We start from the raw sequence: 22,823 nt of genomic DNA, 5'->3' as shown, positions 1-22,823 counted from the left end.
GTGATCGATCCTGCCCTTCCCTACGCCGAACAGCTTCGTCGTCGTGCCGATCGCATGGCGACCACGTGCGTCCACGCGGGCGAGACGCCGGACGAAGACGGCGCGCTCGATGTGCCGATCGTCCTCTCGAGTGCCTTCGCCTTCACGAGCGCCGACCAGGCGGCGCGTGCGTTTCGCGGCGAGGAAGACGCCTGGATCTACGGGCGCTGGGGCAACCCCACGGTGCGCGCGCTCGAAGAGAAGCTCGCCGCGCTCGAAGGCGCCGAAGCGGCGTGTGCAACGGCAAGTGGAATGGCAGCCATCGCCGGCGTCGTACTGTCGACCTGCGAAGCGGGCGATCACGTCGTGGCGCCTCGATCGATGTATGCCGAGAGCGCGCGACTCCTGCGCGAGCGCCTGCCGAAGCTCGGCATCACGACGACGTTCGTCGACGGAACCGCCGCCGCCTACGCCGCGGCGATGACCGACAAGACGCGCATCCTCTACGTGGAGACGCCTTCGAACCCCACGCTCGGCGTCGTCGACATCGCCGCGATCGTGAAGCTCGCGCAGAGCGCAAAGGCGCCGCGGCCGCTCGTCGTCGTCGACGGAACGTTCGCCACGCCGTTCGCCCAATCCCCCGTCGACCTCGGCGCCGATCTCGTGGTGCACTCGATGACCAAGGGGATCAGCGGCCATGGTGACGTCATCGGCGGCGCCGTCGCCGGGCCGCGCGAGCTCGTCGATCGGGCGCGCGAGCTCGTGGTGAAGGGCTTCGGCGGCGTTCTCTCGCCGCTTGCCGCGTGGCTCGTCTTGCGTGGGCTTCGCACCTTCGCCCTCCGCCAAGAGCGATCGTGCGCGACGGCGGAGGCGATCGCCCGCCATCTAGCCTCGCATCCGAAGATTGCCGTCGTGCACCATCCGTCGTTGCCGAGCCACCCGGGTCACGCGCTCGCGCAGCGGCAGATGCACGCGTATGGCGCGCTCCTCTCGTTCGAGCTCGCCGGCGACGATGCGCTCGCGCGTGGGCGAAAGACGCTCGAAGCGCTTCGCGTCGCGACGCACGCCGTGAGCCTCGGCGACACACGCACGCTCGTCGTGCATCCGGCGTCGACCACGCACTCCACGATGCCCGAAGAAACGCGCCGCCTCGCCGGCATCGGTGACGGTTTGCTCCGTATGAGTTGCGGCCTCGAGTCCGCCGACGACCTGATCGCGGATCTCGATCGAGCGCTCGAAGCGGCGGGGACATGATCCGTTCGCTCGCCCTCACGCTCGCGTTTGCGCTCGTGAGCAGCGGTTGCGACGTCCTCGTGACTCAAGCCACGAGCCGCGACAAGGACGGTGCCGACGCCGCGCCTCGCCCCCTGCGAGCGAGTGAGGTCGAGGCCGAGGCACGTTCGATCCTCTTCGGCTGGCGCGATGCGCAGAACCGCGACGCCCCCGAGGTGTGGTCCGCCTTCTACGAGCCGCCCTCCTTCGACGCTTCACTCCCTGGTCAGAGCGCGCCTCGCACGTTCGACTTCGAGGCCTGGTCGGCCCGTCAGCGCGAGCTCTTCGCGCGTCAGCTCCGCGTCGACGTGGAGAAGCCAGCGTTCGCGACGTGGCTCGCGCACGACGCAGGCTTGGGCGACGGCATCGTGCAGGTCACCTTCGTCAAACGTTGGCGCACCACGGGCCACGAGGAGCACGGGCGCTGGCGCCTGCACATGAAGCTCGGCGCCGATCGCCAGCTGCGGATCGTCCACGAAGAACAACTGTCCGCGATTCCCGGATGGGAAGACCGCACGCGCACCGAGTTCGACGCGAGCGACCTCGTCGCCCCCGTGTCGATCCAAACCGCGTGGGCACCGCTCGCGAACGGTTCGCCCGAGCGATCCCTGGACAGCGGCGTGTCCACGGCGAGACTCACTCGACTCACCATCACCCTCACCGGGGCCGACGGGAAGAAACGCACCTTCGTCGTCACCGACGATCCCGATCGATCATCGAGTGCGAGTTCCGTTAAGGCTCTTTCATCTGGCGCACTGCTCTACGACGAGCATCGTTGGGCGGCCGGTGCGGGAGAACGCTATGCCGTTCTGAAAGAGCCCAACAGCATCAAGGTGTTGCGTCGAATTTTGCGAAGTCCCACCGACGTCGCCGACATGCCTGACGAGCACACGCACGAAGGCGACGACGGGGACAAAAGATCTCACCCTTGGATGCTCCAACAGCGGATTGCGCTTCCGCACGGAGCGCTCCTCACACGCTGACGAGCATCGAGATGGCTCGTCTTTTTACGGGAGCACACCTCGACTCTGTCCGAATCGTGCTACGAAGGCCGTGTGGATCGCCTGGTGGTTGCCGGCGCGAGGCAGCACAACCTTCGGGGTGTGAGCATCTCGCTCCCCCGCGGAAAGCTCGTCGTGTTCACTGGACCGAGCGGCTCAGGCAAGAGCTCGCTCGCCTTCGACACCATCTATGCCGAAGGTCAGCGCCGGTACGTCGAGTCACTCAGTGCCTACGCGCGACAGTTTCTCGAACAGCTCTCCAAACCCAACGTCGAACGGATCGATGGCCTTTCGCCTGCGATTGCGATCGAGCAACGGCCGCTCTCGAAGTCGCCGCGCTCGACCGTAGGCACGGTCACCGAGATTGCCGACTACCTCCGCCTCTTGTTCGCGCGGGTCGGCATTCCTCATTGTCCGAACTGCGGAAAGCGCATCGAGGCGCAGACGGTCCAGCAGATCGTCGACCGGATCCTCGAGCTCGCCGAAGGCACGCGCTTCAGCGTGCTCGCGCCCATCGCTCGCGCCCGCAAGGGTGAGCTCAAGCTCGAGCTCGAACGCCTCCGCCGCGAGGGCTTCGTCCGCGCCCGCGTCGACGGCGCCGTCGTCGACCTCGGCGACCCGCTCGAGCTCGACCGCAGCAAGCCGCACGATCTCGACGTCGTCGTTGACCGCGTCGTCATCAAAGAAGGCGTCAAAGGTCGCCTCACCGACAGCGTCGAGCTCGCCCTCAAGATTGGTGAGGGCCGCCTCCTCGTGGCCGTCGAAGGCGAAGAGCCGTTCTGGCTCTCGGAGCGCTTCGCCTGCATCGATTGCGGCATCTCGCTGCCGCCGATCGAACCGCGCATGTTCTCGTTCAACGGGCCTCATGGCGCCTGTCCGGCATGCGATGGCCTCGGTGCGCGCACCGTGGTCGATCCGGAGCGCGTCATCGGCGATCCCACGCGCACGCTGCGTGAAGGCGTGCTGCTCGCCTGGGGCCGTCGAGGCTCCGTTGCGCTCGCCACCGAGCTCGCACGCGCCGTCGAGGCGCTCGGCGTCAACCCGGACACGCCTTGGGGCAAGCTCGCCGAGGCCACGCGCAAGACGCTCTTGTTCGGCGATGGAAAGGTCGCCGGTGAGATCGCCGCGGAGAGCGAAACCACGGGCGACGCGAGGCCGTCGAAGTCGCGTGGCCGCGCATCGAGCAAGAAGTCGAAGGGCTATGCCGGCATCGTTCCGCGCCTTCAGGCTCGGCTCGAAGCCGACGAGCCGGCGGTCGTCGAAGACAACGACGATCCCGACGAGGACGAGGGCGCCATCGGCGACGACGAGCTCGGTCGCTTCCTCGTCACGCGCACGTGCACGGCATGCAAAGGCCGCCGCCTTCGGCCCGAGGCGCTCGCCATCCAGCTCGGTGGTCGCGACATCGCAGAGCTCGGGCGCATGCCGCTCGAGAAGCTCCGTAAGATTCTCTCCGACCTCGGAGCCGAAGACGCGGTCCAGGCGTTCTCCACGCGCGAGCGCGCCGTGGCCGAGCCGCTTCTCCGCGCCGTCACCGCTCGCCTCGGCTTCCTCATCGACGTCGGCCTCGACTACCTCTCGCTCGATCGAAGCGCGCAAACGCTCTCGTCGGGCGAAGGGCAGCGCATCCGTCTCGCCACGCAGATCGGCGCGGCGCTCGTCGGCGTGCTCTACGTGCTCGACGAGCCGAGCGTGGGCCTGCACGCGCGCGACAACGCCCGCCTCATCGAGGCGCAGGCGCGTCTCCGCGATCTCGGCAACACGGTCTTCGTCGTCGAGCACGATCGCGAGGCGATCCTCGCCGCCGATCATGTGGTCGACATGGGGCCAGGTGCCGGCGTGCACGGCGGTCAGGTCGTCGCCCAAGGCACGCCCAAAGAGCTGATGGCGAACCCGGCCTCGATCACCGGGCCGTGGCTGTCGGGCAAAAAGCAGCTGCCCATCCCGAAGACCCGCAAGGCCAAGGGCAAGGCGCAGGTGCGCGTCGTCGGTGCACGCGCGCACAACTTGAAGAACGTCACGGCCTCGGTGCCGATTGGCCTCTTCACCTGCTTCACCGGCGTCTCGGGCAGCGGCAAGTCGAGCCTCGTCGTCGATACGCTCCTGCCCGCGGCGCGCGCGAAGCTCTACTCCGCCACGGCGCCCATCGGGGAATGCGACGCGGTCGAAGGTCTCGACAACGTCGACAAGGTCATCTCGATCGACCAGGCGCCCATCGGGCGTACGCCGCGCTCGAATCCTGCAACCTACACGGGTGTGTTCGCGCTGCTCCGCGAGCTCTACGCCGGTTTGCCGGAGGCGCGCGCACGCGGTTACAAGGCCGGTCGCTTCTCCTTCAACGTGAAGGGCGGCCGCTGCGAGGCGTGCCAGGGCGACGGCGTCTTGCGCGTCGAGATGCACTTCCTGCCGGACATCTTCGTCACCTGCGATACGTGCGGCGGCAAGCGTTACAACCGCGAGACGCTCGAAGTGAAGTACCGCGGGCTCTCCATCGCCGACGCGCTCGAGGTCACGGTCGAACAGGCTCTCGAGCTCTTCGACACGATTCCGCGCGTTCGCGATCGCCTCGATGCGCTCCGGCGCGTCGGCCTCGGCTACCTCACGCTCGGCCAACCCGCCACCACCCTCTCGGGCGGTGAGGCGCAGCGCGTGAAGCTCGCGCGCGAGCTCGCGCGCAAGGCCACGGGGCGCACGCTCTACGTGCTCGACGAGCCCACCACGGGCCTCCACTTCACGGACATCGAGGTTCTCCTCGGCGCCCTTCTCGAGCTGCGCGATCAGGGCAACACGGTCGTCGTCATCGAGCACAACCTCGACGTCGTCGCTTGCGCGGACTGGGTCATCGACCTCGGCCCCGAAGGCGGCGACAAGGGCGGCGAGATCGTCGCCGAGGGTACGCCGGAGCAAGTGGTGAAGGTCGAGCGCTCGCACACCGGCAAGTACCTGCGCGACGTCCTCGGTCGCGCCGAGGGCAAGCCGAGCAGCGGCAAGAAGAAGGGCGCGGCCGCCTAGAGCGCGTGCAACGACGGCGTCGATTGTGCCGTCGCCACCGTGTGCAACGTGACCTGCAGTCTGCACTAACGCGGTTGTGGCAGGGCCTCGCGTCGGGGAGCTCGTTCATCCGATTCGAAGACGACCTCGATCTCTCCGACGGAGGCCTCGGCACTCGCCGGGGGCTCCTCGACGGCGATGCGCATCGGCGGGGCCGCGCGGGCGAGCAGCTCACTGCACGACGTGGGAACGAAGAGCGCGTCACGTCGCGTCGAGGCGCTCTGCACCGCGCCCTCGGCGTCGAGAGTGACGCGAGTCCGCTCCGTTTGGCGTTGTGCGGCCTCGGCGGCGGAGAAGCGCCGCGCGTCGTGCGCCAGGTGCGCTGCATCGAAATCCACGTCGTAATCCGCGAAGCGCGCGGCGAGGCGCTGTTGCGTGAACTCGGCGCCGTTCGAGGAGGCCTCGCGACGACGTTCGAGGTCGAGCCAGCTCTCTTTGATCTCCTTCACGCGCGCGGCGATGGCTTGGTGAACGGCGTTTTGGTCGTCGAGCGTGGGGGCGACGCGACCGACGAGCGTGGCGATCGCCTCGCGCACGCGAGAACGGATTTTCCGTCCCCGTCGAAGCCAAAGGAAGGGCGGAATCCATTCCCAGAATCGGACCTGACCACCTGCGAGAATCTCGAGCCAAGCGCATAGCTCGACGAGCCGCCGACCTCGATGACTCTGCGGATCGAGCGTTGTCGACGGCTTTCCAAAACGCTTCAAATCGGCGTCGTCGTGGGGAGGCGCTGTGGAGAACGCATACTGCTCGACGTACGCGAGGAGCGGCATGGCGCTCACGACCTTCTCGCGCGAGGTCCCCCACCCGAAGTGACGAACGTTGGCCATTTCGACCGCGAGGCGCGTCAGCACCGACGCGACCAAGGCATCCTCGACGCCACCGGGAATTTGGGCGCGCCCGCCGCCGAAGGGAAGCGGCGTCAGCGAGAGGAGCAACGTGGCAATCTCGAACGGGAGGGCATCCGCGAAGAGGCTCCGCGTGCGCGCTTCGCGTACGAACCTCGCATCGTGCACGAGGTGCTCGTCGGCGTTCAGTGCGGTGAGCGAGCCCCGCGCGGCGTCGGCCGTGCGACGGATCATCAGGCGATGCAAGCGTTCCACGTCGCGGGTGTCAGTGTCACCATTGCCGGTCGTCCAGACGACGAAGCGGCGCTCGGGCCATCGCGCTTCGATGAACTCCGACAGCCACTTCGATCGCAACGCGACGATGTCCGACTTGCCTTGCAGCGCCACGAGCACACCGTTGCCGCCAATCGGCTCGTTTGCGCAGGCGGCGGCGACCGCTTCGCGATCGGTTCCGTCGATCGCCCGTCGTTCCGTCGGCGTCACAGGGTCGATCGGAACGAGCGTGCGATCGAGGATGGATCCCGTGCCGGAATGAATCTGGAGGACGTGGACGCCAGCGCGGGTGAGGGCGAGCGTCGTCGTCGGATCGAGGAGGCTCGTCGGCGGGCGCGGGCCCTGGCCGGTGTCCATCGAATTGTCGAGGAGGACGACCATGCGGAACTTCCGCTCGCCGTTCGCGACGTCGCGAAGGATCTCCAGATTTCCCACGTGCGAAACGTCGAAGACGGCCGAGGACAGGCCGAACGAGGCGATGACCTCGCGCCACGCTTCGATCTCGGTCTTGTCGCTCCGGTTGTTCGCCACGACGAGCACGTCGGCCTGGCGGGCTTCGGTGGCCTCGCCGACGCGAACAACGAACTCCTGGAACTGGATGGGACGCAGCTTGTTCGGCGCATCGAAATGGCCGAGCTGGACGGCGAGGACCAGACGCGCAGAGGCGTGCGGCGGCGCGTCCTCGGAGACGGCGACCGTCAGCTCGAACGGATTGCCGTGCTTGGCGTCGATGCGCGCCACGCTGCGGGCGAATCCTCGATCGAGCGGCACGTGCGTACCTCGCTCGTCGAAGAGGTGAATCTGATTCGGCTGGAGATCGCCGCCGGCCATCACGATGTTCACGGAGACGGCGCGCGGCTCGTCGGTCTCGAAGCCAACGGCGCGCTCCGAGACGTTCATCACGTTCCATTGGAGGCGTGCGGCCTCGCCGGGCGCGAGCGAGAAGAGTGAAGTGAGAGGCGTGATCTCGAGCGGGAAACGGACGGCGATGCGCCCCATCTGCATCGCCTCTTCGGTCACCGCGAAACCTTCGAACACGCTGCGCACTCGCGGGAGCGAGGCCTGGAGGCGAATGGTCTCGGCCTTCTTGAGCGCGGCTCCGGCACGTTGCGGGTTGAAGACGCGAAGCTTGAACGGGAGCTCGAGGCCACGAAAGAGATGGCGCTCGCCCGGCGCGAGCGAGCGCGGCACGACGAGCGTGGCCTCGGCTGGCGCGATCCAGTCCGTCTCGACGATCGCGATGACGATGTCGTGGTGCGCGGGGGTCGGCATCTTGCCTGTGTTCTGCACCTCGACGTCGGTGACGTAGATCGTCTCCTCCGGCTCGTAGATGCCGTCGCCGTTTTCGTTCCGGTGTCGGAATCCGACGAGCTTCAGGTCGTAGCGATCCGCGTAATGGTGGATGCCGTCCCGCTCGACGACCGCGATGGTGAACGTGCCGCGCTGCCCTTGCGGTCCGTCGTAAAGCAGCGTAGTCGCGTCCGAGCCGTCGTGCCCGTCTCGACCGTTGTAGCCACCGGGCTTCGAATGATGTTCGTGACGAATCCGTTCGTGACCTAGCCAGTCCCGTTCGGTGCGTGTGACGGACCACGAGTGTCCGTCGCCACCCAGGCCGCCGCCTCCGCCCTTTCCACCGCGCCCGTTCGCTCCCGCTTTCCCGCCGCTCGCCGCCTCGACGTCGTGCGAAACCAAGAGGAGGAGATGCGTGTCGTACTCGCTGACGCGCAGGACGATCTGACCACCGCTGCCGCCGGGAGCGCCGCTCGAGCCCGAGCCGCCGTTTCCTCCACTCCCGCCGTTTTCACCGTTCGACGCATCGGAGAGACGAACCTCGACTTGCACGCGCCTTCGGCCGCCCGCCGCGAAGCTCGCGGGCCCGGCGCTGGCCCGCATGCGTCCTGTATCGGCACGCGGGCCGTGTGCACGTGGGTCACTTCGCCCCGTGCGTAAACGGACACGCCTCGTGGAGTCGGCCGTGCGCAGACTCGCGTGCCAGCTCTTCGTCGCAGTCCTCCTGCTGCTCGGGCCGAGCGCCACGAAGCCTGTCTCTCGAAGCAACGCGGTTTACGTAAACCTCGGCGCGCTTGTCGTTGGGCGTGCTCGATGTTTGGTTGGTTCGTTGGTTGTGCGGCGCGCGCGATCACTCCACGAATCCATGCACTATCCCCCGCAAGGCCCTGGCTACGCTCCACCTCGACCTCCTGCATACGGCGCTGGCGGATACGGTGGACCGCAAGGTCCCTATGGTTCGTACGGTGGCGGGCCGCCTCCTCGGAGGTCGGGCCCGAGCGGCGCGGCCATTGCGCTCGTCGTCATCGTCGTCATCGTCGTGATCGGCGGAGCGGGATGCCTCGTCTGCGGGATGCTCGCCAGCATGGGCGCGGCGACCCATGGCGCCGATGCGGCGAGTCCGACGATCGCCACGCCGACCGCCGAGAGCGACCGCACCGTTGATCGGACGCCGATCGCGGTGAAACTGGAGACGGCTCTCCGGAGCGATGGCGTGCCGCTCGATCACGTCGAGTGCCCCATCACCCCGCCTTCGTCGGGCTCCTTCTCGCGCGCGGTCGTTCCGCCGAACGAGGGCGATCCGGCGGAGGTCACGGTCACCAACGGTCCGAGCGGCATGGAGTACAGGCTCCAGGAAGGGTTCGTGATCCTCGAGGGTGGGAAGCTCGCGTCGACCTTCACGGGAATCGCCGCGCGCATGGGCTCGCCCCAGCTGACGGTGCCTTGCTTCCACGGAAAGATCATGAAGCACGCCGACACGAGCTTTACGTGCGAGGTACAGAGCAAAGGCGTCGGCGTCGGGCACGTCACGACCCATGTGATTGGCGGGTCGGGCGAGGTGAAGATGGACTACCAACCGAAGGCGAAGGTCAATACGAACGCCAATACGAACAATGGTGGCGGCGCGAACGCCGGCGGCGTGACAGGCTCGCTCGACGGTAACTACGCTTGCTTGATGTTGACGTACCAGATGGGCGCCGTGCAGTTCGTCCCCTCGATGCTGCCCCGGTTCACGATCTCGGGCGGCTCGTACACGTCGAGCGGCAAGACGGGAATGATCCGCACCTCGGGGCAGGTGGTCCTGTTCCTCGACGGAGCGTACGACGGATGGCAAGGCCTTCTCGGGTCGAACACCACGGGACGGTACCTCCTCCTCCGCGGCCAAAATCACGGAGATGCGCAGCCGGGCGTCAGCACGAAGATCGGCGACCACCAGTGCTACGTGCAAAAATGAGCGATGAATGACGTCGCCAGCGCCCTCGCGATTACGGAGTATCCGTGAGGTGGGCGCGGAGTTGGACGGCTTCGGCTGCCAAGGCTGCGCGCTCTTCGTCGAATTCCGTTTTCGACATATTTCGATGACTCACGTAACACGTTGCTCCAGCGCTCCACTTCGCCGGGCAGCCGCTCGACTCGGCGTCGTTCGTGAGCGTCGTGATGCGTCGCTCGCGATCCGCGAGGTCGGCCGTCCACTGGCGCTTACGTTCGGCGAGGAGGCGGGCCTCGACGCGCTGGTCCGCGCCATCATCGGAGTTCACGGCGCGCGGCTGCTCAGCGGGCCGCTCGGTCGCCAAGGGGGCCGCCGGCTGAGCGCTCTCGGCGTGACGCGTGTGCGGTAGTCGCGAAATGCCGAAGCCGAGTCCGCCGAATACGAGCAACCCGGCAGGAATGCCGATGAACAGGCTTCGTCTTTGGTGTGCCGACGTCGCGCGTCGTCGCCTCGCGACTTGCAAAGCCTCGCGCGCTGCCGCAGAGGGCCCCGGAGCTGTCTTGCGCAACGAGACGTAGACGCTGTCCTCGACTCGAAGATCGACGACGCCCGCGCGGAGCTCGTCGTGGAGCAACGATTCGGCCGCAAACCGATCCGTTCCGAGCTCGCTCGCCACGTCTTCGATGTTCAAGCCGTCGTGCTCGAGCAAGAGGCAGTGGAGTAGACGCCGTTCGAGCTCGAGCTCCTCGTCGTCGCGCGCCGTCTTCGCTGCACTCATCGCATGCCCCCAGCCGCGCGCTTGCCCAGAATCTCGGTGAACAACTGAGACTCGGCGGCAGCGATGTCTTCCTTCTTCGACGGAGTTTGCTGCCGTGTCGCCAGCTCCGTTGCCTTCTCGAGCGCACGAGCCACCGCCTCCGCCTCCTCGGGCGAGGCAACGCGCTTGAGCTCGACGACCTTTTGTAGCTTCCACACCTGCTGATCGAGCTCCGACAGTGACCGCTTCGTAGACGCGACGATGGATTCGAGCTCACTCAGCAAGACGTGCAGGTTGGCGGCTCGATTGAGCAAGTTGATCGTGTCTTGTTGGGTCTCCGTCTGATTGAGGAGCTCCTCGTGGGATTTGGCTCCCGTTTTGGCGAGCGCGGGGGCGAGGGTGCGCCGGAGATTGGTGGATTCGGACTGCCACGCGGCTCGCGTCTTGAGCATCTCGTCGAGACGAGCCTTCAGCTTCTGCTGGGACGTGCGTGCCATCTCGAGTTGATAGGACGGTGACGCTTCTCGCAGCTTTCGCGCTTCGCGCTCCGCCGCCTGGTTGGCAAGTCTCGCGCGTTCCTCCGCCTCGGCGTTCGCGCGCTGCGCGGCTTCCTCGTTCCGTTTTTCGGCCTCACGAATCTTGTTCGCGGCGATCTTCTTGCTGTACGCCGCCACCTGCTTGTTCATCACCTCGGAGGGGGTCGCCGTCCCTGGCTGGACCGAGAACGTCAGACCAGTCAAAAAGGCCGTCACGAGGAGCGCGCCGAGCGCCCCCGCGCCCTGCCCTTTGCCGGCCAGCGCAAGCGTAACGATAACCATGAACGCGGCGCCGATGCCGAGCACCACCGCGAGCGCCCAGCGCAGGAGGTAGGTAATCGTACTCGGGCTCTCCATGCAGTAGCCGTCCTCGAAGCAGTAGTCGCTCGCACAGGCACTGACGAGGAGTGCCATGGCTAGCACTGGAAGAAGCGACAGCGACGTTGCCGCGGCATTCCCGGGGCGTACCGAAGACATTGCCTCCAACGACATCGCAACTCGCCGCCCGCGGCAAGAGCGAACGAGTCCCTTCGAGTCGACCGCGAACCGACCGTCGGGCCAACACTCCGGCGTTCGCAGATCCTGCGAAGGGGCTCGCTCGTCGCTCGTCGCTCGGGCCGCGCATGTCACACGAGCGAGCGAGTGACGGATGAACGCGCCCCAGGCCTTCAGTCCGACAGAGGAGCGTCGATACGTTCATGATCATGAACCGCCCTTCGTGCTCATTCCTCCAGGAACCAAGCCCAACGCGCTCGAACCGGCATCTCGAAGGCCTCGTCACGGACGCAAATTTCACCCCGAATTTCCGCCAATTTTGCCTCGTTTCACCCACGGCGCGGCTGGGAGGCGGCACGGCCCCGCGCCCCTCTTACCTACATCCTCGCCGGCGAGGTTCCGCTCAAGCGGAGCAGTGTCCAACATGATAGACATTGCATCAACATGCTGTAATGTCCCTCACGACCCACGTGCCCGCCCCGTCGGAGGAGACCAGACCATGACGCAGCCCCAGCCCCAGCACTTCGAGACCCTCGCCCTGCACGCGGGCTACGAACCGGACCCGACCACGGGCTCCCGCGCAGTGCCAATCTACCAAACGACGAGCTTCCGCTTCCGCGACGCGGATCACGCCGCGTCGCTCTTCGCGCTGAAGGAGTTCGGCAACATCTACACGCGGATCATGAACCCGACGACGGACGTCTTCGAGAAGCGCATCGCCGCACTCGAAGGCGGGGTCGGGGCGCTCGGCGTCGCGTCCGGTCAGGCCGCCGAGACGCTGGCGCTTCTCACCATCCTCCGCGAAGGCGAGGAGATCGTCTCCGGCTCGAGCCTCTACGGCGGAACCTACAACCTCTTCAAGGTCACGCTCCCGCGCCTCGGGATCCGCACGCGCTTCGTCGACGTGGCCGACCACGATGCGGTGCGCCGGGCCATCGGCCCGAAGACGCGCGCCCTCTACGTCGAGTCACTCGGCAACCCGCGCCTCGACGTTCCGGACTTCGAAGCGCTCGCCGCGATCGCGAAGGAGGCGGGCATCCCCTTCATCGTCGACAACACGGCGATGACGCCGGCCCTCTTCAACCCCCTGAAGCACGGCGCGAACATCGTCGTCCACAGCGCCACCAAGTACATCGGCGGCCACGGGACCTCGATCGGCGGCGTCATCGTCGACGGCGGGACGTTCGACTGGGCAAGCGGCAAGTTCCCCGAGTTCACGCAGCCGAACCCCGGCTATCACGGGCTCGTCTTCCACGAGGCGTTCGGCAACCTCGCCTTCATCCTCAAGGCCCGCGTCGAGCTGCTCCGCGACCTCGGACCGGCATTGAGCCCGTTCAACTCGCACGCGTTCATCCTTGGGCTCGAGACGCTCAAGCTGCGCGTCGAGCGCCACGCCGCGAACGCACTCGCCGTCGCCCGCTTCCTCAAATCGCACCCCAACGTCGCGTGGGTCCGCTACCCCGGCCTGGAGGAAGACCCCTCGTTCGCGCTGGCAAAGAAGTACTTCCACGGCGGCAACGGCGGCCTCGTCACCTTCGGCGTGAAGGGCGGACGCGATGCCGGCAAGAAGCTCATCAACTCGGTGAAGCTCTGGTCGCTGCTCGCGAACCTCGGCGACACGCGTTCGCTGATCATTCATCCGGCGAGCACCACGCATCAACAGCTCACCCCCGAAGAGCAGGCGACGACCGGCGTGACCGACGATCTCGTGCGCCTGTCGGTCGGCATCGAGCACATCGACGACATCATCGCGGATCTCGATAGCGCTCTCCGCGCGACCTGAGGTGCGGCGTGCCCACGAGTCTACCGATTCACTTCGAGCTCTCGCTGCCCCCGTTGCGCCTCGAGGCTGGCGGCGAGGTGGCTCGACACGTCGTACGCGGATTCGCGTGGGGGCCCACCGGGGATGCCGAGCGGCTCGCACGCATCACAGCGCCGATCGACCCGCAGCCGTGGCGGGTCGTCCGGCGCACGGCGGCAGAGCTCGATCGCGCACCGTCCCCACGAGCGAGCGGGGACCTTCGCGATGACGTTCCGACCGTGCTGCTCGTTCACGCGCTCACGGGCGATGCTCGTCCCGGCGGCCCGGGAGGCTGGTGGGAGCCCCTCGTGGGTCCCGGTGCGCCGCTCGATCCTGCGAAGGTCAGGATCGTCTGCTTCAACCTCCTCGGCTCTTGCTACGGCACCTCCGGTCCGTGCGATGAGGGCTTTCCCGTTCGAGACGACGACCCTCGGCTGCCCGCCACCGTGACGACGTGGGATCAGGCGTCGAGCATCCTCCTCGCGCTCGACGCCCTCGGGATCGAGCGGGTCGATCTCGTCATCGGGGGATCGCTCGGCGGGATGGTGTCGCTCTGCCTCGCGGCCCTCGCGCCGGATCGGTTCGCGCGTGTCGCCCCGCTCTGCGCAACCGATGCCGCGAGCCCCTGGATCATCGCCTTCAACCACGTTGCCCGGCAGACCGTGCTCGCCGATCCGGACTGGCCGGATGACGCTTCGCGTGGGCTCGAGCTCGCGCGGCAGCTCGCGATGATCACGTATCGCAACGAGCGCGGATTCGACCTCACCCAGGGTCGGCGGCTCGTCGGCGGTGACGAGCGTGAAGCGCCGGACTGGTCGGCGCCCCACCCGTATCGCATGCAGACCTATCTCGAGCACCAGGGAGCGAAGCTTCGCGCCCGCTTCGACGCTCGCTCGTACCTGTGTCTGCTCGGCGCGATGGACCACCACGACCTCGCCCGTGCACCGCGCCCGTTCGCGGCGCCGCACGCCGGCGAGTCGTGGGGCCTCTCGCGCATTCGTGCGAGCGCGCTCGGCATCGACGTCGATACCGATCAACTCTATCTGCCGGCACAGACCGATCGCTGGACCGCAGCGCTCGGAGCAAGGGGACTGCCGGTGGAGAGGGTGACCGTACGCAGCCCGCACGGTCACGACGCTTTCCTCATCGAATGGGACCAGCTCCGCCCGGCGGTTGCCCGGGCCCTCACTCTGCCGCTCGCACGCGGCGCGCACGCAGCCACCACCACCACGTCGTCGCCAACACATCCGGAGTCCTCGCAGTGACACGCCCCTTCCACGTCCTCAAGTTCGGCGGCTCCTCGCTCGGTCGCCCGGAGCCCCTTCGCCGCGCGCTCGACATCGTCCGCGAGGAGCGCGCGCGCGGTCCCATCGCGCTGGTGGTGAGCGCCCTCGGCGACACGACCGACGAGCTCGTCGAAGCGACGGCCGCCGCCGCACGAGGAGACTTCGCAGCCGCCCTTTCGATCGTCGATCGCGTCGAAGAGCTTGCCGTCAAGACCGTCACCGATGCGCTCGGTCCCACGGCCGCGGGCCTCCGTGATCGAGTCGCGACCGCGACGGCGCCGCTTCGGAAGATCTTCGCGGCCGGTGACCGCGAAGCCGTCGGCCGCGCGGATGCACGCGACGAGATCCTCTCCTTCGGGGAGCGCTTGAGCGCCGTCGTCGTCGCCGGTGCTCTCGAGGCAACGGGCGTCGCGGCGAGGGCCATCGACGCTCGCACGTGGGCGGTCACCGACGATCGCTTCAGCGATGCGACCGTGCTCTGGGCCCCCACGTCCCGCCGGCTCGGCGAGCTCACCCGCGAGTGGACGGAAGCGGACAAGCAGGGCGTGGTGCACGTGCACACCGGCTTCATCGGCGCGACCGCGGACGGCCGTACGACGACGCTCGGCCGCAACGGCTCGGACTACACGGCGGCCCTCCTCGCGCGCGGCCTCGGTGCCGGGGAGGTCACCATCTTCACCGACGTCTCGGGGGTGATGACGGCGGATCCCGACCTCGTCGACGAGGCCTACCCGGTTCCTCACCTGAGCTACGGTGAGGCCCTCGAGCTCGCGGGCCTTGGCCTCCGCATGCTGCACCCGCGCACGATGGTCCCGCTGATCGAATCGGGGATCCCGATGCGCATCCGCAACACGCTGCGGCCCGAGGATCCGGGGACGCGGGTCGACGCGCACGGCTCGCGAGACACGGCGAAGCCGACGTGCATCACGTCGCTCGAGGCAATGGCGCTCATCGACGTGGAAGGCTCGCAGCGCTCCGAGTATGCGAAGATCGGCGCGCGCGTCGGCTCCGCGCTGGCAGCCGAGCACGTGCCGGTGTGGTTCGAGACGCAGGCGCCGCGCGGCAACGGCATCGCGCTGGCCGTCGCGGCCGCCGACGCGGAGAAGGCCTCCGCCATCATCGGCCGGACGCTCGAACCCGAGATCGCGCGCGGGGATCTCGCGGCGCCGCGGGTGTTCGTCCCGATCACGCTCGTCACCCTCGTCGCCGAGGCGATGGGCCAGACCCCCAACGTCGCAGGTCGGTTCTTCGCGGCCCTCGGAGCGGTTGGCGTCAACGTTCGAGCCTCGTCGCAGGGGGCGACCTCGCGCGCGATCGTGTGTGCCGTCGACGCGGAGGAGACCGCGGTGGCGGTCCGCGCGGTGCATGCCGCGTTCAATCTGGCGCGCGAGCAGGTCAACGTGCTCTTGCTCGGCAAAGGGACGGTAGGCGGAAGCCTGCTCCAGCAAATGGCTGGAGAGCGAGAGAAGCTTCGCGAGCAACACGACCTCGACCTTCGGCTCGCCGGCCTCGCCGACAGCCGCACCGCGGTCTTCGATGCGAACGGGATCGACCCCGCGCGCGCAAGCGAGCTCCTCGCCGGAGGCGCTCCTCTCGACATCGATGCCCTGCTCGATCGGTTGAAGCGATTGCCGGTGCCGGTGCTCGTCGACTGCACGGCCGCCGACGGGATGGAGACGGTCTACGAGCGCGCGTTCGCGCGTGGCATCCACGTCGTGGCCGCGAACAAGAAACCGCTCGCACTCCCGCTGGACGCGCGCCGCCATCTGTTCGAGAGCGTGAGGCGCGCGCACCGCGCCTACCGCTACGAGACGACGGTCGGCGCGAGCCTGCCCGTGATCGAGACGCTCAAGAACCTGGTGCGCACCGGCGATCGAGTGCTCCTCGTCGAAGGCTCGCTCTCCGGAACGCTCGGATACCTGTCGAACGAGGTCTCGCGCGGAGTGCCGCTCTCGCAAGCGGTCCGTGCCGCGCGAGAGCTTGGCTATACCGAGCCCCACCCGCGCGACGACCTCGGCGGCGTGGACGCCGCCCGCAAGGCCCTCATCCTCGCGCGCGAGCTCGGCGTGAAGCTCGATCTATCCGACGTCAAGGTCGAGCCCTTCGTCCCGAGCGAGCTACTCGAGTACGACGACGTCGACGCGTTCTTCGCCGCGCTCGAGCGCTACGATGCCACCTTCGAGGCACGCATCGAAGGGCTCCGCGCGGAAGGGCTCGTCCTCCGTTACCTTGCGCGCATCGAGCCCGAGGGCGCAGACGGCCCGTCCGTGAGCGTCATTCCGATCGGCGTGCCGGCCAATCACCCCGCTACGCGCCTGCGTGGCAGCGAGGCGTTCGTCGCGTTCACGACCGAGCGCTACTCCGAGTACCCGCTCGTGGTGCAGGGGGCCGGAGCCGGAGGCGCGGTCACGGCCGCCGGCGTTCTCGCCGACGTACTCGCCCTCTCGCAGTCGCTCCGCGGGAGGTGATCGAGCGGACGCGGTGTGAGCAGGGCAAGGAGGCCGCTGTTCCGTTCCTACGTTGGTACTGAAGCTTGATTGCGTAAACCGCGCGCCGACCCGAAGCTCTCGAGAGGGCAGCTTCGGGTCGGACCAGCGTAACGCGAGGCGTCGGACTTACAACTTGAGCGCGAACCAGTTGCTGTTCGATTGCGGCAAGACGAGCGCGACGCCGATGTCGGTATCGAAGAAGAGCCGACGGTAATTCAAAACTGGATTCGGAGGCTTGCCGGCAACCGATATCTTGGTTTGCTGGAGCTTGTGTGGATCGGCGGCAGTCCCTGCCCCTCCCGAGGGTGTAAGGTCGAGAAGGTAGACTGAGCTGACGCTTGCCCCATAGTTCCACCGGACGATCTTGCCGAGTCCTGGATGGTAGAACGACGGTGCCGCCTCCTGCGTGTTGCTGCTCGCTATTGTGTAGGTGTCGCCAACCACGAGGACCCGGTCAACGGTCCCGTTGTCGATGTCGTAGGCGAAGCCCGCGCTCGTATCCGTGTTCGGGTAACCCTGGCCGCTTCCGAAGCCGTAAATCTTACGGCCGACGATCAAGAGATCCATCGACGACCCCGTCGGAACGGGAATGACGGGCTGTTCGATCTTCCGTGTCACGGGATCGAATCGGATGAGGGCGTGACGCTTGTTGATGCCTGCGTCTCCGGGCACGAGGGTAACGAAGTATCGATTCGTCACGGCATCGTAGACGGCCATCGTCCCCTGTTGCAGCGGCTCGTGGCTGTAATCGAGCGCGTCGAGCTGCGCCCCGAGGTCGACGTCGCCCAAGTGGGACCACTTCTTCGCGACGACGTCCACTTCGCGATATTGCGCATAGAAGTAGCGAATCAGTCCATCCGATCCCATCGCAGACGATCCGTAGATGTGCGTCGTGCCCGGCGCGTCTTGCGGAGCCTTGTATGGGAGATCCAGCGGATCCGTGAGCGTGGACGAGAAATAACCGGGCGCCGCACCCGAAGGATAGACGAGCGGTCCAGGTCCTCCGCCGCCGTTTCCTGCCGCGTACGACGGCGGGTAATAGATCGGTGGTGTCGGCGGAATCGTGAGCGCATACGTCAATCGCCTCAGATCGAATTCGACCAATGCGTTGACGGTTCCGTCGTTGTGGCCACCTCCGTAGAAGAAGGCCTTCTCGCGCTTCTCGTCGTAGGTCGGATCCGAGTACGCATCGACGATCGCGGAGATCTTCTCGTTCCCGAGATACTTTCCCGGTGGAATCAGAGGAGCGGCAAGCTCCATGAAGTGCGTGCCGCGAAGCTCGATCCAACGCGCTTTCGGCAGCGCTGCCCAGAAGTCGCAAACGACGACACCCGCGTTGTCTCGAACCGGTGTGACTTGGTCACAGCTCGAGGGTGCACTGCAGTCGAGTCCCGCATCGCCGACGCCTCCGTCGAGCGCGCATGGCGGCAAGGATGGCTCCGGCTCTGTCCCCGCATCGGGTGTCGATGTCGGGCCTGCATCGGTCGACGGAATGCCACCGTCGACGCCGTCGACGCCGTCGACCGGGGACGGGTCATCGGCGTCCGGTGAGACGCCACAGCCAACAACCAGCAAAGCGACAGTCCAGCGAATCTTCATTTTTGCCCCGAAGAGAATGACTAGTTGCTCCTAAGAGGCTGTCCAAGGAGCTATTCGCTTTCGCGCGATCGCGTCGGAATGAACCGCACGCGTACGTTCCTTGTACCTTCTTTTATCTACCTGCGCCCGAGTGCGCAGCTGCGATGCCTGGTTTTGCACGAATTGAGCAATCAACTGCTCAATTCGAGCAATCCCCGCGGAGCCTCAGTCCGACGGCGCTGGCAGTGCACTTGCTAGCTCGACGGCGGTGCGTTGGCTCTGGCTTGCGATGCTCGCTCTGTTGGTGGCTACCGCCGGCTGCGCGGAAGCGGCGTGCGTCGCGCAAGTCGCGCGCCTAGATCAGCTTCCTTCGGCCAACGCCACAGCATCGGCGCCGGCAGGAATGCGAAGGGGAGACGATGGATCCGTTGCCGCGCGCCACACGGCTTCCGCCACGTCCTGCGAGCGCGTGAGCGGAGACGAATCCTTCTGCCATCCCGCGAAGACACGCTGCACGATGTCGCCGTAGGCGTCGGGAAAGCCTCCCTGCATGCGAGACCGCGCATTTTCCCCGAAGCGAGTGTCGGGCGCGCGCCCCGGCAACACCAGCCGCACGCGTACGTTGAATGGCTCGAGTTCCAGAGCGAGGGACTCGGTGAAGGCGTTCACCGCAGCTTTGCTTGCGGTATACACGGAGAGAAGCGGGAGCGGCTTCAGCGTGACGCTAGAAGTGACGTTGACGACGACGCCAGCCTTGCGCTCGCGGAACTGAGGCAGCACCGCCTGGGTCATCGCCATCGTGCCGAGCGTGTTGGTCTCGAAGACCTCGCGTGCGATATCCATCGAAGTCCCTTCGAGCGCATTCAGCCAACCAATGCCTGCGTTGTTGACCAGCACGTCGATGGCACCTGCCTCGGCCACCGCACGGCGAATGCTCTCCGGATTGGTGACATCGAGCGCGAGCACGCGGAGGTGTTCGGAGCGGGGTAGCGCCCCTTCGCGTGGCGTACGCATCGTCGCTACCACCTTCCAGTCGCGCTCGAGAAAGTACCGCGCAGTTTCGAGGCCGAATCCAGACGAGCAGCCGGTGATCAGAATCGTTTTCATGCGAGCTCCTGTCGTGACGGTTCGATGGGGAGACCATACGGAGCCCGATCCGGACGTGCTACAACAGGGAGTCCGTGTTTCATTTGCAGGAGTCCGGCCGTGGTTGATCCCCTCGCAGAGGTCGTCTCGCTTCTCCAGCCCGGCACGCCGTTTTCGAAGCTCGTCAGCGCTCGAGGTCCGTGGCGCGTTCGGCGCTCCGAGGCTGGGCGACTGTTCTATTGCCTGGTCCTCGACGGTTCGTGTCGGCTTGCCGCCGCCGGTGACGCGCCGATGCCGCTTCAGAAGGGCGACTTCGTCCTCGTTCCTTCGGCCTACGACTTCACGGCCTCCAGCCTCGAGCCGCCGGCGAAGGACACGACGCCCGTCGCGCTGCCGAACGGCGAATTCCGGCATGGCATTCGAAGTGGCCCGCCCGACGTTCGCATGGTGATCGGCTATTGCGTCTTCGGCTCACCGGATGCCGCGCTGCTCGTGTCGCTGCTCCCGCGGCTCGTGCACCTTCGCGGACAGGAGAGGCTCGGCACGCTCGTGCAGCTCGTCGGAGACGAGTGTCGCGAGCGACGGCCCGCACGCGAGGTCATTCTTGCTCACCTTCTGTCGGTGCTTCTCATCGAGGCGCTGCGCTCCACGGCCGGAACGGCAGCTTCACCAGGCCTCTTGCGCGGCCTCGGCGATGAGCGTCTCGCGGTCGCGATACGACGAATGCACGAGGAGCCGACCAAGGCGTGGACGGTAGCCCAATTGGCAAAAGCGGCCGCGCTGTCGCGCTCCACGTTCTTCGAGCGCTTCAACCGCGCTGTGGGCGTCGCCCCGATGGAGTACCTGCTCGGCTGGCGCATGGCCTTGGCAAAGGACCATCTGCGCAAGAGAGACGGCTCCGTCGCCGAAGTCGCCGAGCGCGTCGGTTACAGCTCGGCGAGTACATTCAGCGTCGCGTTCACGCGTCACGTCGGTATGCCGCCAACCCAGTACGCGCGCCAGCAAGTCCAAGCGCCGAGCCAGTAGAAGACATCGCTCCGTCGGGGCTATCTCTGGACGCTCAGCCCTCGTGCGGGCCCAGGAACGCCTCCGCGTTCTCGCGAAGGAAGGCTTCCGTCGTTCGTGGCGGGTGGCCCGTGGTGCGGAGCACGGTGTCGTTCGGCATCTCGGGATAGACACGCGCCAGGAGCTCAATCTCCACGAGGTGCTCGACGAGCCAATCCGGAAGCGGCTGCCGTCGCAAGTGTGCACGATACGCGTCCGGGCCAAGATCGATGTAGCGCACGGGCCGACCGAGCGCGGAGATACGCTCGGCGAGGTCGTCGTGTGTCATGGCCTCTGGCCCGGTGACGACGTATGCCCTTTGCTCCGGCTCCGGCTTCGTGAGAGCGAAGACCGCGACGTCGGCGACGTCGCGTGCGTCGACGCGATTGAGGGGGGCATCGCCCGCCGCCCCGAAGAAGGTGCCCGTCGCACGAATCGAAGGCAGGAGCGCCAGCGTGTTTTGCATGAACCCGTAGGGCCGCAGGTGGGAAAAGCCCATTGCGGAGCGCTCGATGGCCTGCTCGATCTCGAAGTGCATACGCGCGATGGCGACGGGCACGTCCGGACCGACGACCGGCGCGGAGACTTTGACGATGTGGCGAATCCCGACTTCACGCGCCACGGCGACGGCACGAAGCTCGAGCGCCTTTTGCTCGGGACCGTTCGCCATCGCGAGAAAAAGCTTCTCGGCCCCTTCGAAGGTCCTTCGAAGTGCTCCCTCGTCGGCAGCGTCGCCTTCGATGAAGTGGACGGAAGAATCCAAAGAAGGACTCGCGGACAGAGCCGGGGACGAATTCAGAGATGAATCCAGAGACGGCACGCGACGCGCATCCCTCACCAGCGCACGAACGGGGGTATTCCTTCCCAGTAGCCTCCCAAGAACGTGTCGCCCGATGGTTCCGGTGGCTCCAATCATTGCGATCATCATCGTTCCTCTCCCTTCGAAAACAGCGCCTCCTCGAGGCGACGTGGCAGCGCTGGATCACCCGACGGGGTATCGCGCACGATGGCTGCGATACGTGCCTCGTGTGGCGATAGTCGCGATACGTCGAGCAGCTCGGGCTCGAACGCGCGCGCGGTCGCCGTGCATTCGATGAGCATCGCGACCGCTTCTCGGGCGAGCGCCGCGTCTCGCGTCGTAGGTGCATCCGCCAGCGCGGTCAGGGTGTGCCTGGACATCGCGCGCTCGATCGCCGCGCCGGCCGCGTCGGCTTCGCGAATCTTGCTCGCGCGGGTCGTCGTGTAGATGCCCGAGATCGTCGCGACGACGCCGAAGCCCATCGTCACGAGACCACCCACGAGGCCGATATCCGTCGCTTTGTCCTTGTCGCCATCGCCGCTCGCGTGCCCGGCGAGCGCCCCCGTCACGGCGCCCGACGCAAACGCAAGGCCGCCTGCGACGGTCGACAACGCTCCAGCCGTCGCCGCTTGCCGTCGGCTGCTCGCCGAACGCGTGCTTGCGAGGTTCGCCCACTCGGAGCAAATACCGACGACGGTGTCGTACGCTCGAAACGTCGTCGGCGAGGCGCCCTCGACGGGACGCGCGGGGAGGCCGATGGCGGTTCGATCTCCGAACGGCGGCGCCGTGCCGACACATCCGGTCGTGAACACCGCCATCGTCGAGACTGAGAGGAGAGGAAGCCTCGCGCTCGCGTCGATCCATGCGCCACGTGCTCCCGCTCGGCGGCTCCACGCGCGCACCGTCATCGCCGCTCCGATGAACGCCGAGGGGCAAGCGTCACCGAGTAGCGTCGAAGGGGCGAGCCCCGAGAGCACGAGCGCACCGGCGACGAACGCCGCGATGGTGAGCGCACCGAGCGCGATGGCGAGGCCAAAGCGCAAAGCCTGCGCGTTTGTCTTTGGTGGTGTCCTTTCGAAGAGAAGCAGCGTCACGAGTACCCCCGCGATGGCTGAGGGGACGGCAATCGTCGAGTACGACGCAGACAAGAGCCGCGCGTCACCGAGGACGAAAGCGGACGTGCCGCTCATCACTGCCGGAACGACGTAGTTGGGAATGGCCGCTGCCAGCAGCGAGCGGCCGAGGGAGGCGTTCGACATGATCTTCCTTTTCGTCGCGCGTCCACGTCGCCCCGAACGAGGGAACGGA

Annotated in this window: 15 protein-coding genes; 8 read left to right on the top strand and 7 right to left on the bottom strand. The window is 66.9% G+C overall.

Annotation, left to right across the window (positions count from 1 at the left end):
- From AKJ09_RS27885 to uvrA, 3 genes are all read left to right on the top strand, one after another.
- Window positions 1–1,233, top strand: coding sequence for a trans-sulfuration enzyme family protein (locus AKJ09_RS27885; RefSeq protein ID WP_205633822.1), 1,233 nt, complete (start codon window positions 1–3; stop codon window positions 1,231–1,233).
- Window positions 1,230–2,234, top strand: a complete 1,005-nt coding sequence (locus tag AKJ09_RS27880) for a hypothetical protein (protein ID WP_146650901.1) — start codon at window positions 1,230–1,232, stop codon at window positions 2,232–2,234. The genes AKJ09_RS27885 and AKJ09_RS27880 overlap by 4 nt, the downstream gene beginning before the upstream one ends.
- Before the next feature lie 72 nt (window positions 2,235–2,306).
- Window positions 2,307–5,264 (top strand): excinuclease ABC subunit UvrA, encoded by a 2,958-nt coding sequence (gene uvrA, locus AKJ09_RS27875; protein ID WP_146650900.1) that lies wholly within the window; start codon window positions 2,307–2,309, stop codon window positions 5,262–5,264.
- A gap of 65 nt (window positions 5,265–5,329) precedes the next feature.
- On the opposite strand, the gene AKJ09_RS27870 is transcribed toward uvrA, so the two are convergent.
- On the bottom strand, window positions 5,330–8,317 hold the full coding sequence (locus tag AKJ09_RS27870) for a DUF7932 domain-containing protein (RefSeq protein ID WP_146650899.1): 2,988 nt from the start codon (window positions 8,315–8,317) through the stop codon (window positions 5,330–5,332).
- A 262-nt stretch (window positions 8,318–8,579) separates the two neighbouring features.
- Here AKJ09_RS27870 and AKJ09_RS27865 point away from each other — a divergent pair, with 262 nt between their 5' ends.
- Window positions 8,580–9,668, top strand: coding sequence for a hypothetical protein (locus tag AKJ09_RS27865; protein WP_146650898.1), 1,089 nt, complete (start codon window positions 8,580–8,582; stop codon window positions 9,666–9,668).
- A gap of 31 nt (window positions 9,669–9,699) precedes the next feature.
- Here the strand turns inward: AKJ09_RS27865 and AKJ09_RS27860 are convergent, their stop codons facing one another.
- Together AKJ09_RS27860 and AKJ09_RS27855 are read right to left on the bottom strand one after the other, a co-directional pair.
- Window positions 9,700–10,422, bottom strand: coding sequence for a hypothetical protein (locus AKJ09_RS27860; RefSeq protein WP_146650897.1), 723 nt, complete (start codon window positions 10,420–10,422; stop codon window positions 9,700–9,702).
- Entirely contained in the window at window positions 10,419–11,351 is a 933-nt protein-coding gene (locus AKJ09_RS27855) for a hypothetical protein (RefSeq protein ID WP_146650896.1), read from the bottom strand. The genes AKJ09_RS27860 and AKJ09_RS27855 overlap by 4 nt, the downstream gene beginning before the upstream one ends.
- 580 nt (window positions 11,352–11,931) lie before the next feature.
- On the opposite strand from AKJ09_RS27855, the gene AKJ09_RS27850 reads away from it, so the two are divergent.
- The 3 genes from AKJ09_RS27850 to thrA are packed head-to-tail and all read left to right on the top strand — an operon-like array spanning window position 11,932 to window position 16,987.
- Window positions 11,932–13,215, top strand: a complete 1,284-nt coding sequence (locus AKJ09_RS27850) for an O-acetylhomoserine aminocarboxypropyltransferase/cysteine synthase family protein (protein ID WP_146650895.1) — start codon at window positions 11,932–11,934, stop codon at window positions 13,213–13,215.
- An 8-nt stretch (window positions 13,216–13,223) separates the two neighbouring features.
- A complete protein-coding gene (locus tag AKJ09_RS27845; protein ID WP_240488610.1) occupies window positions 13,224–14,498 on the top strand; it encodes an alpha/beta fold hydrolase in 1,275 nt (424 codons plus the stop codon).
- On the top strand, window positions 14,495–16,987 hold the full coding sequence (gene thrA, locus AKJ09_RS27840) for a bifunctional aspartate kinase/homoserine dehydrogenase I (RefSeq protein ID WP_240488609.1): 2,493 nt from the start codon (window positions 14,495–14,497) through the stop codon (window positions 16,985–16,987). The genes AKJ09_RS27845 and thrA overlap by 4 nt, the downstream gene beginning before the upstream one ends.
- 147 nt (window positions 16,988–17,134) lie before the next feature.
- Here the strand turns inward: thrA and AKJ09_RS27835 are convergent, their stop codons facing one another.
- Window positions 17,135–18,607: a hypothetical protein gene (locus AKJ09_RS27835; RefSeq protein ID WP_146650893.1), complete on the bottom strand. Its 1,473-nt coding sequence runs from the start codon at window positions 18,605–18,607 to the stop codon at window positions 17,135–17,137.
- Window positions 18,608–18,946: 339 nt separating this feature from the next.
- Entirely contained in the window at window positions 18,947–19,693 is a 747-nt protein-coding gene (locus tag AKJ09_RS27830) for an SDR family oxidoreductase (protein WP_146650892.1), read from the bottom strand.
- 99 nt (window positions 19,694–19,792) lie between these two features.
- Between AKJ09_RS27830 and AKJ09_RS27825 the strand changes: the two genes are divergently transcribed.
- Window positions 19,793–20,698 (top strand): AraC family transcriptional regulator, encoded by a 906-nt coding sequence (locus AKJ09_RS27825; protein ID WP_146650891.1) that lies wholly within the window; start codon window positions 19,793–19,795, stop codon window positions 20,696–20,698.
- A gap of 34 nt (window positions 20,699–20,732) precedes the next feature.
- Here AKJ09_RS27825 and AKJ09_RS27820 read toward each other — a convergent pair whose 3' ends face one another.
- Window positions 20,733–21,632: an NmrA family NAD(P)-binding protein gene (locus AKJ09_RS27820; RefSeq protein WP_240488968.1), complete on the bottom strand. Its 900-nt coding sequence runs from the start codon at window positions 21,630–21,632 to the stop codon at window positions 20,733–20,735.
- 8 nt (window positions 21,633–21,640) lie between these two features.
- A complete protein-coding gene (locus AKJ09_RS27815; protein ID WP_146650889.1) occupies window positions 21,641–22,774 on the bottom strand; it encodes a hypothetical protein in 1,134 nt (377 codons plus the stop codon).
- Window positions 22,775–22,823 lie beyond the last annotated feature (49 nt).

Origin of the sequence: Labilithrix luteola, assembly GCF_001263205.1 — a bacterium.
Classification (GTDB): domain Bacteria; phylum Myxococcota_A; class Polyangia; order Polyangiales; family Polyangiaceae; genus Labilithrix; species Labilithrix luteola.
The sequence above is the reverse complement of the archived record's forward strand: the minus strand, read 5'-3'. Positions and strand labels throughout refer to the sequence as shown.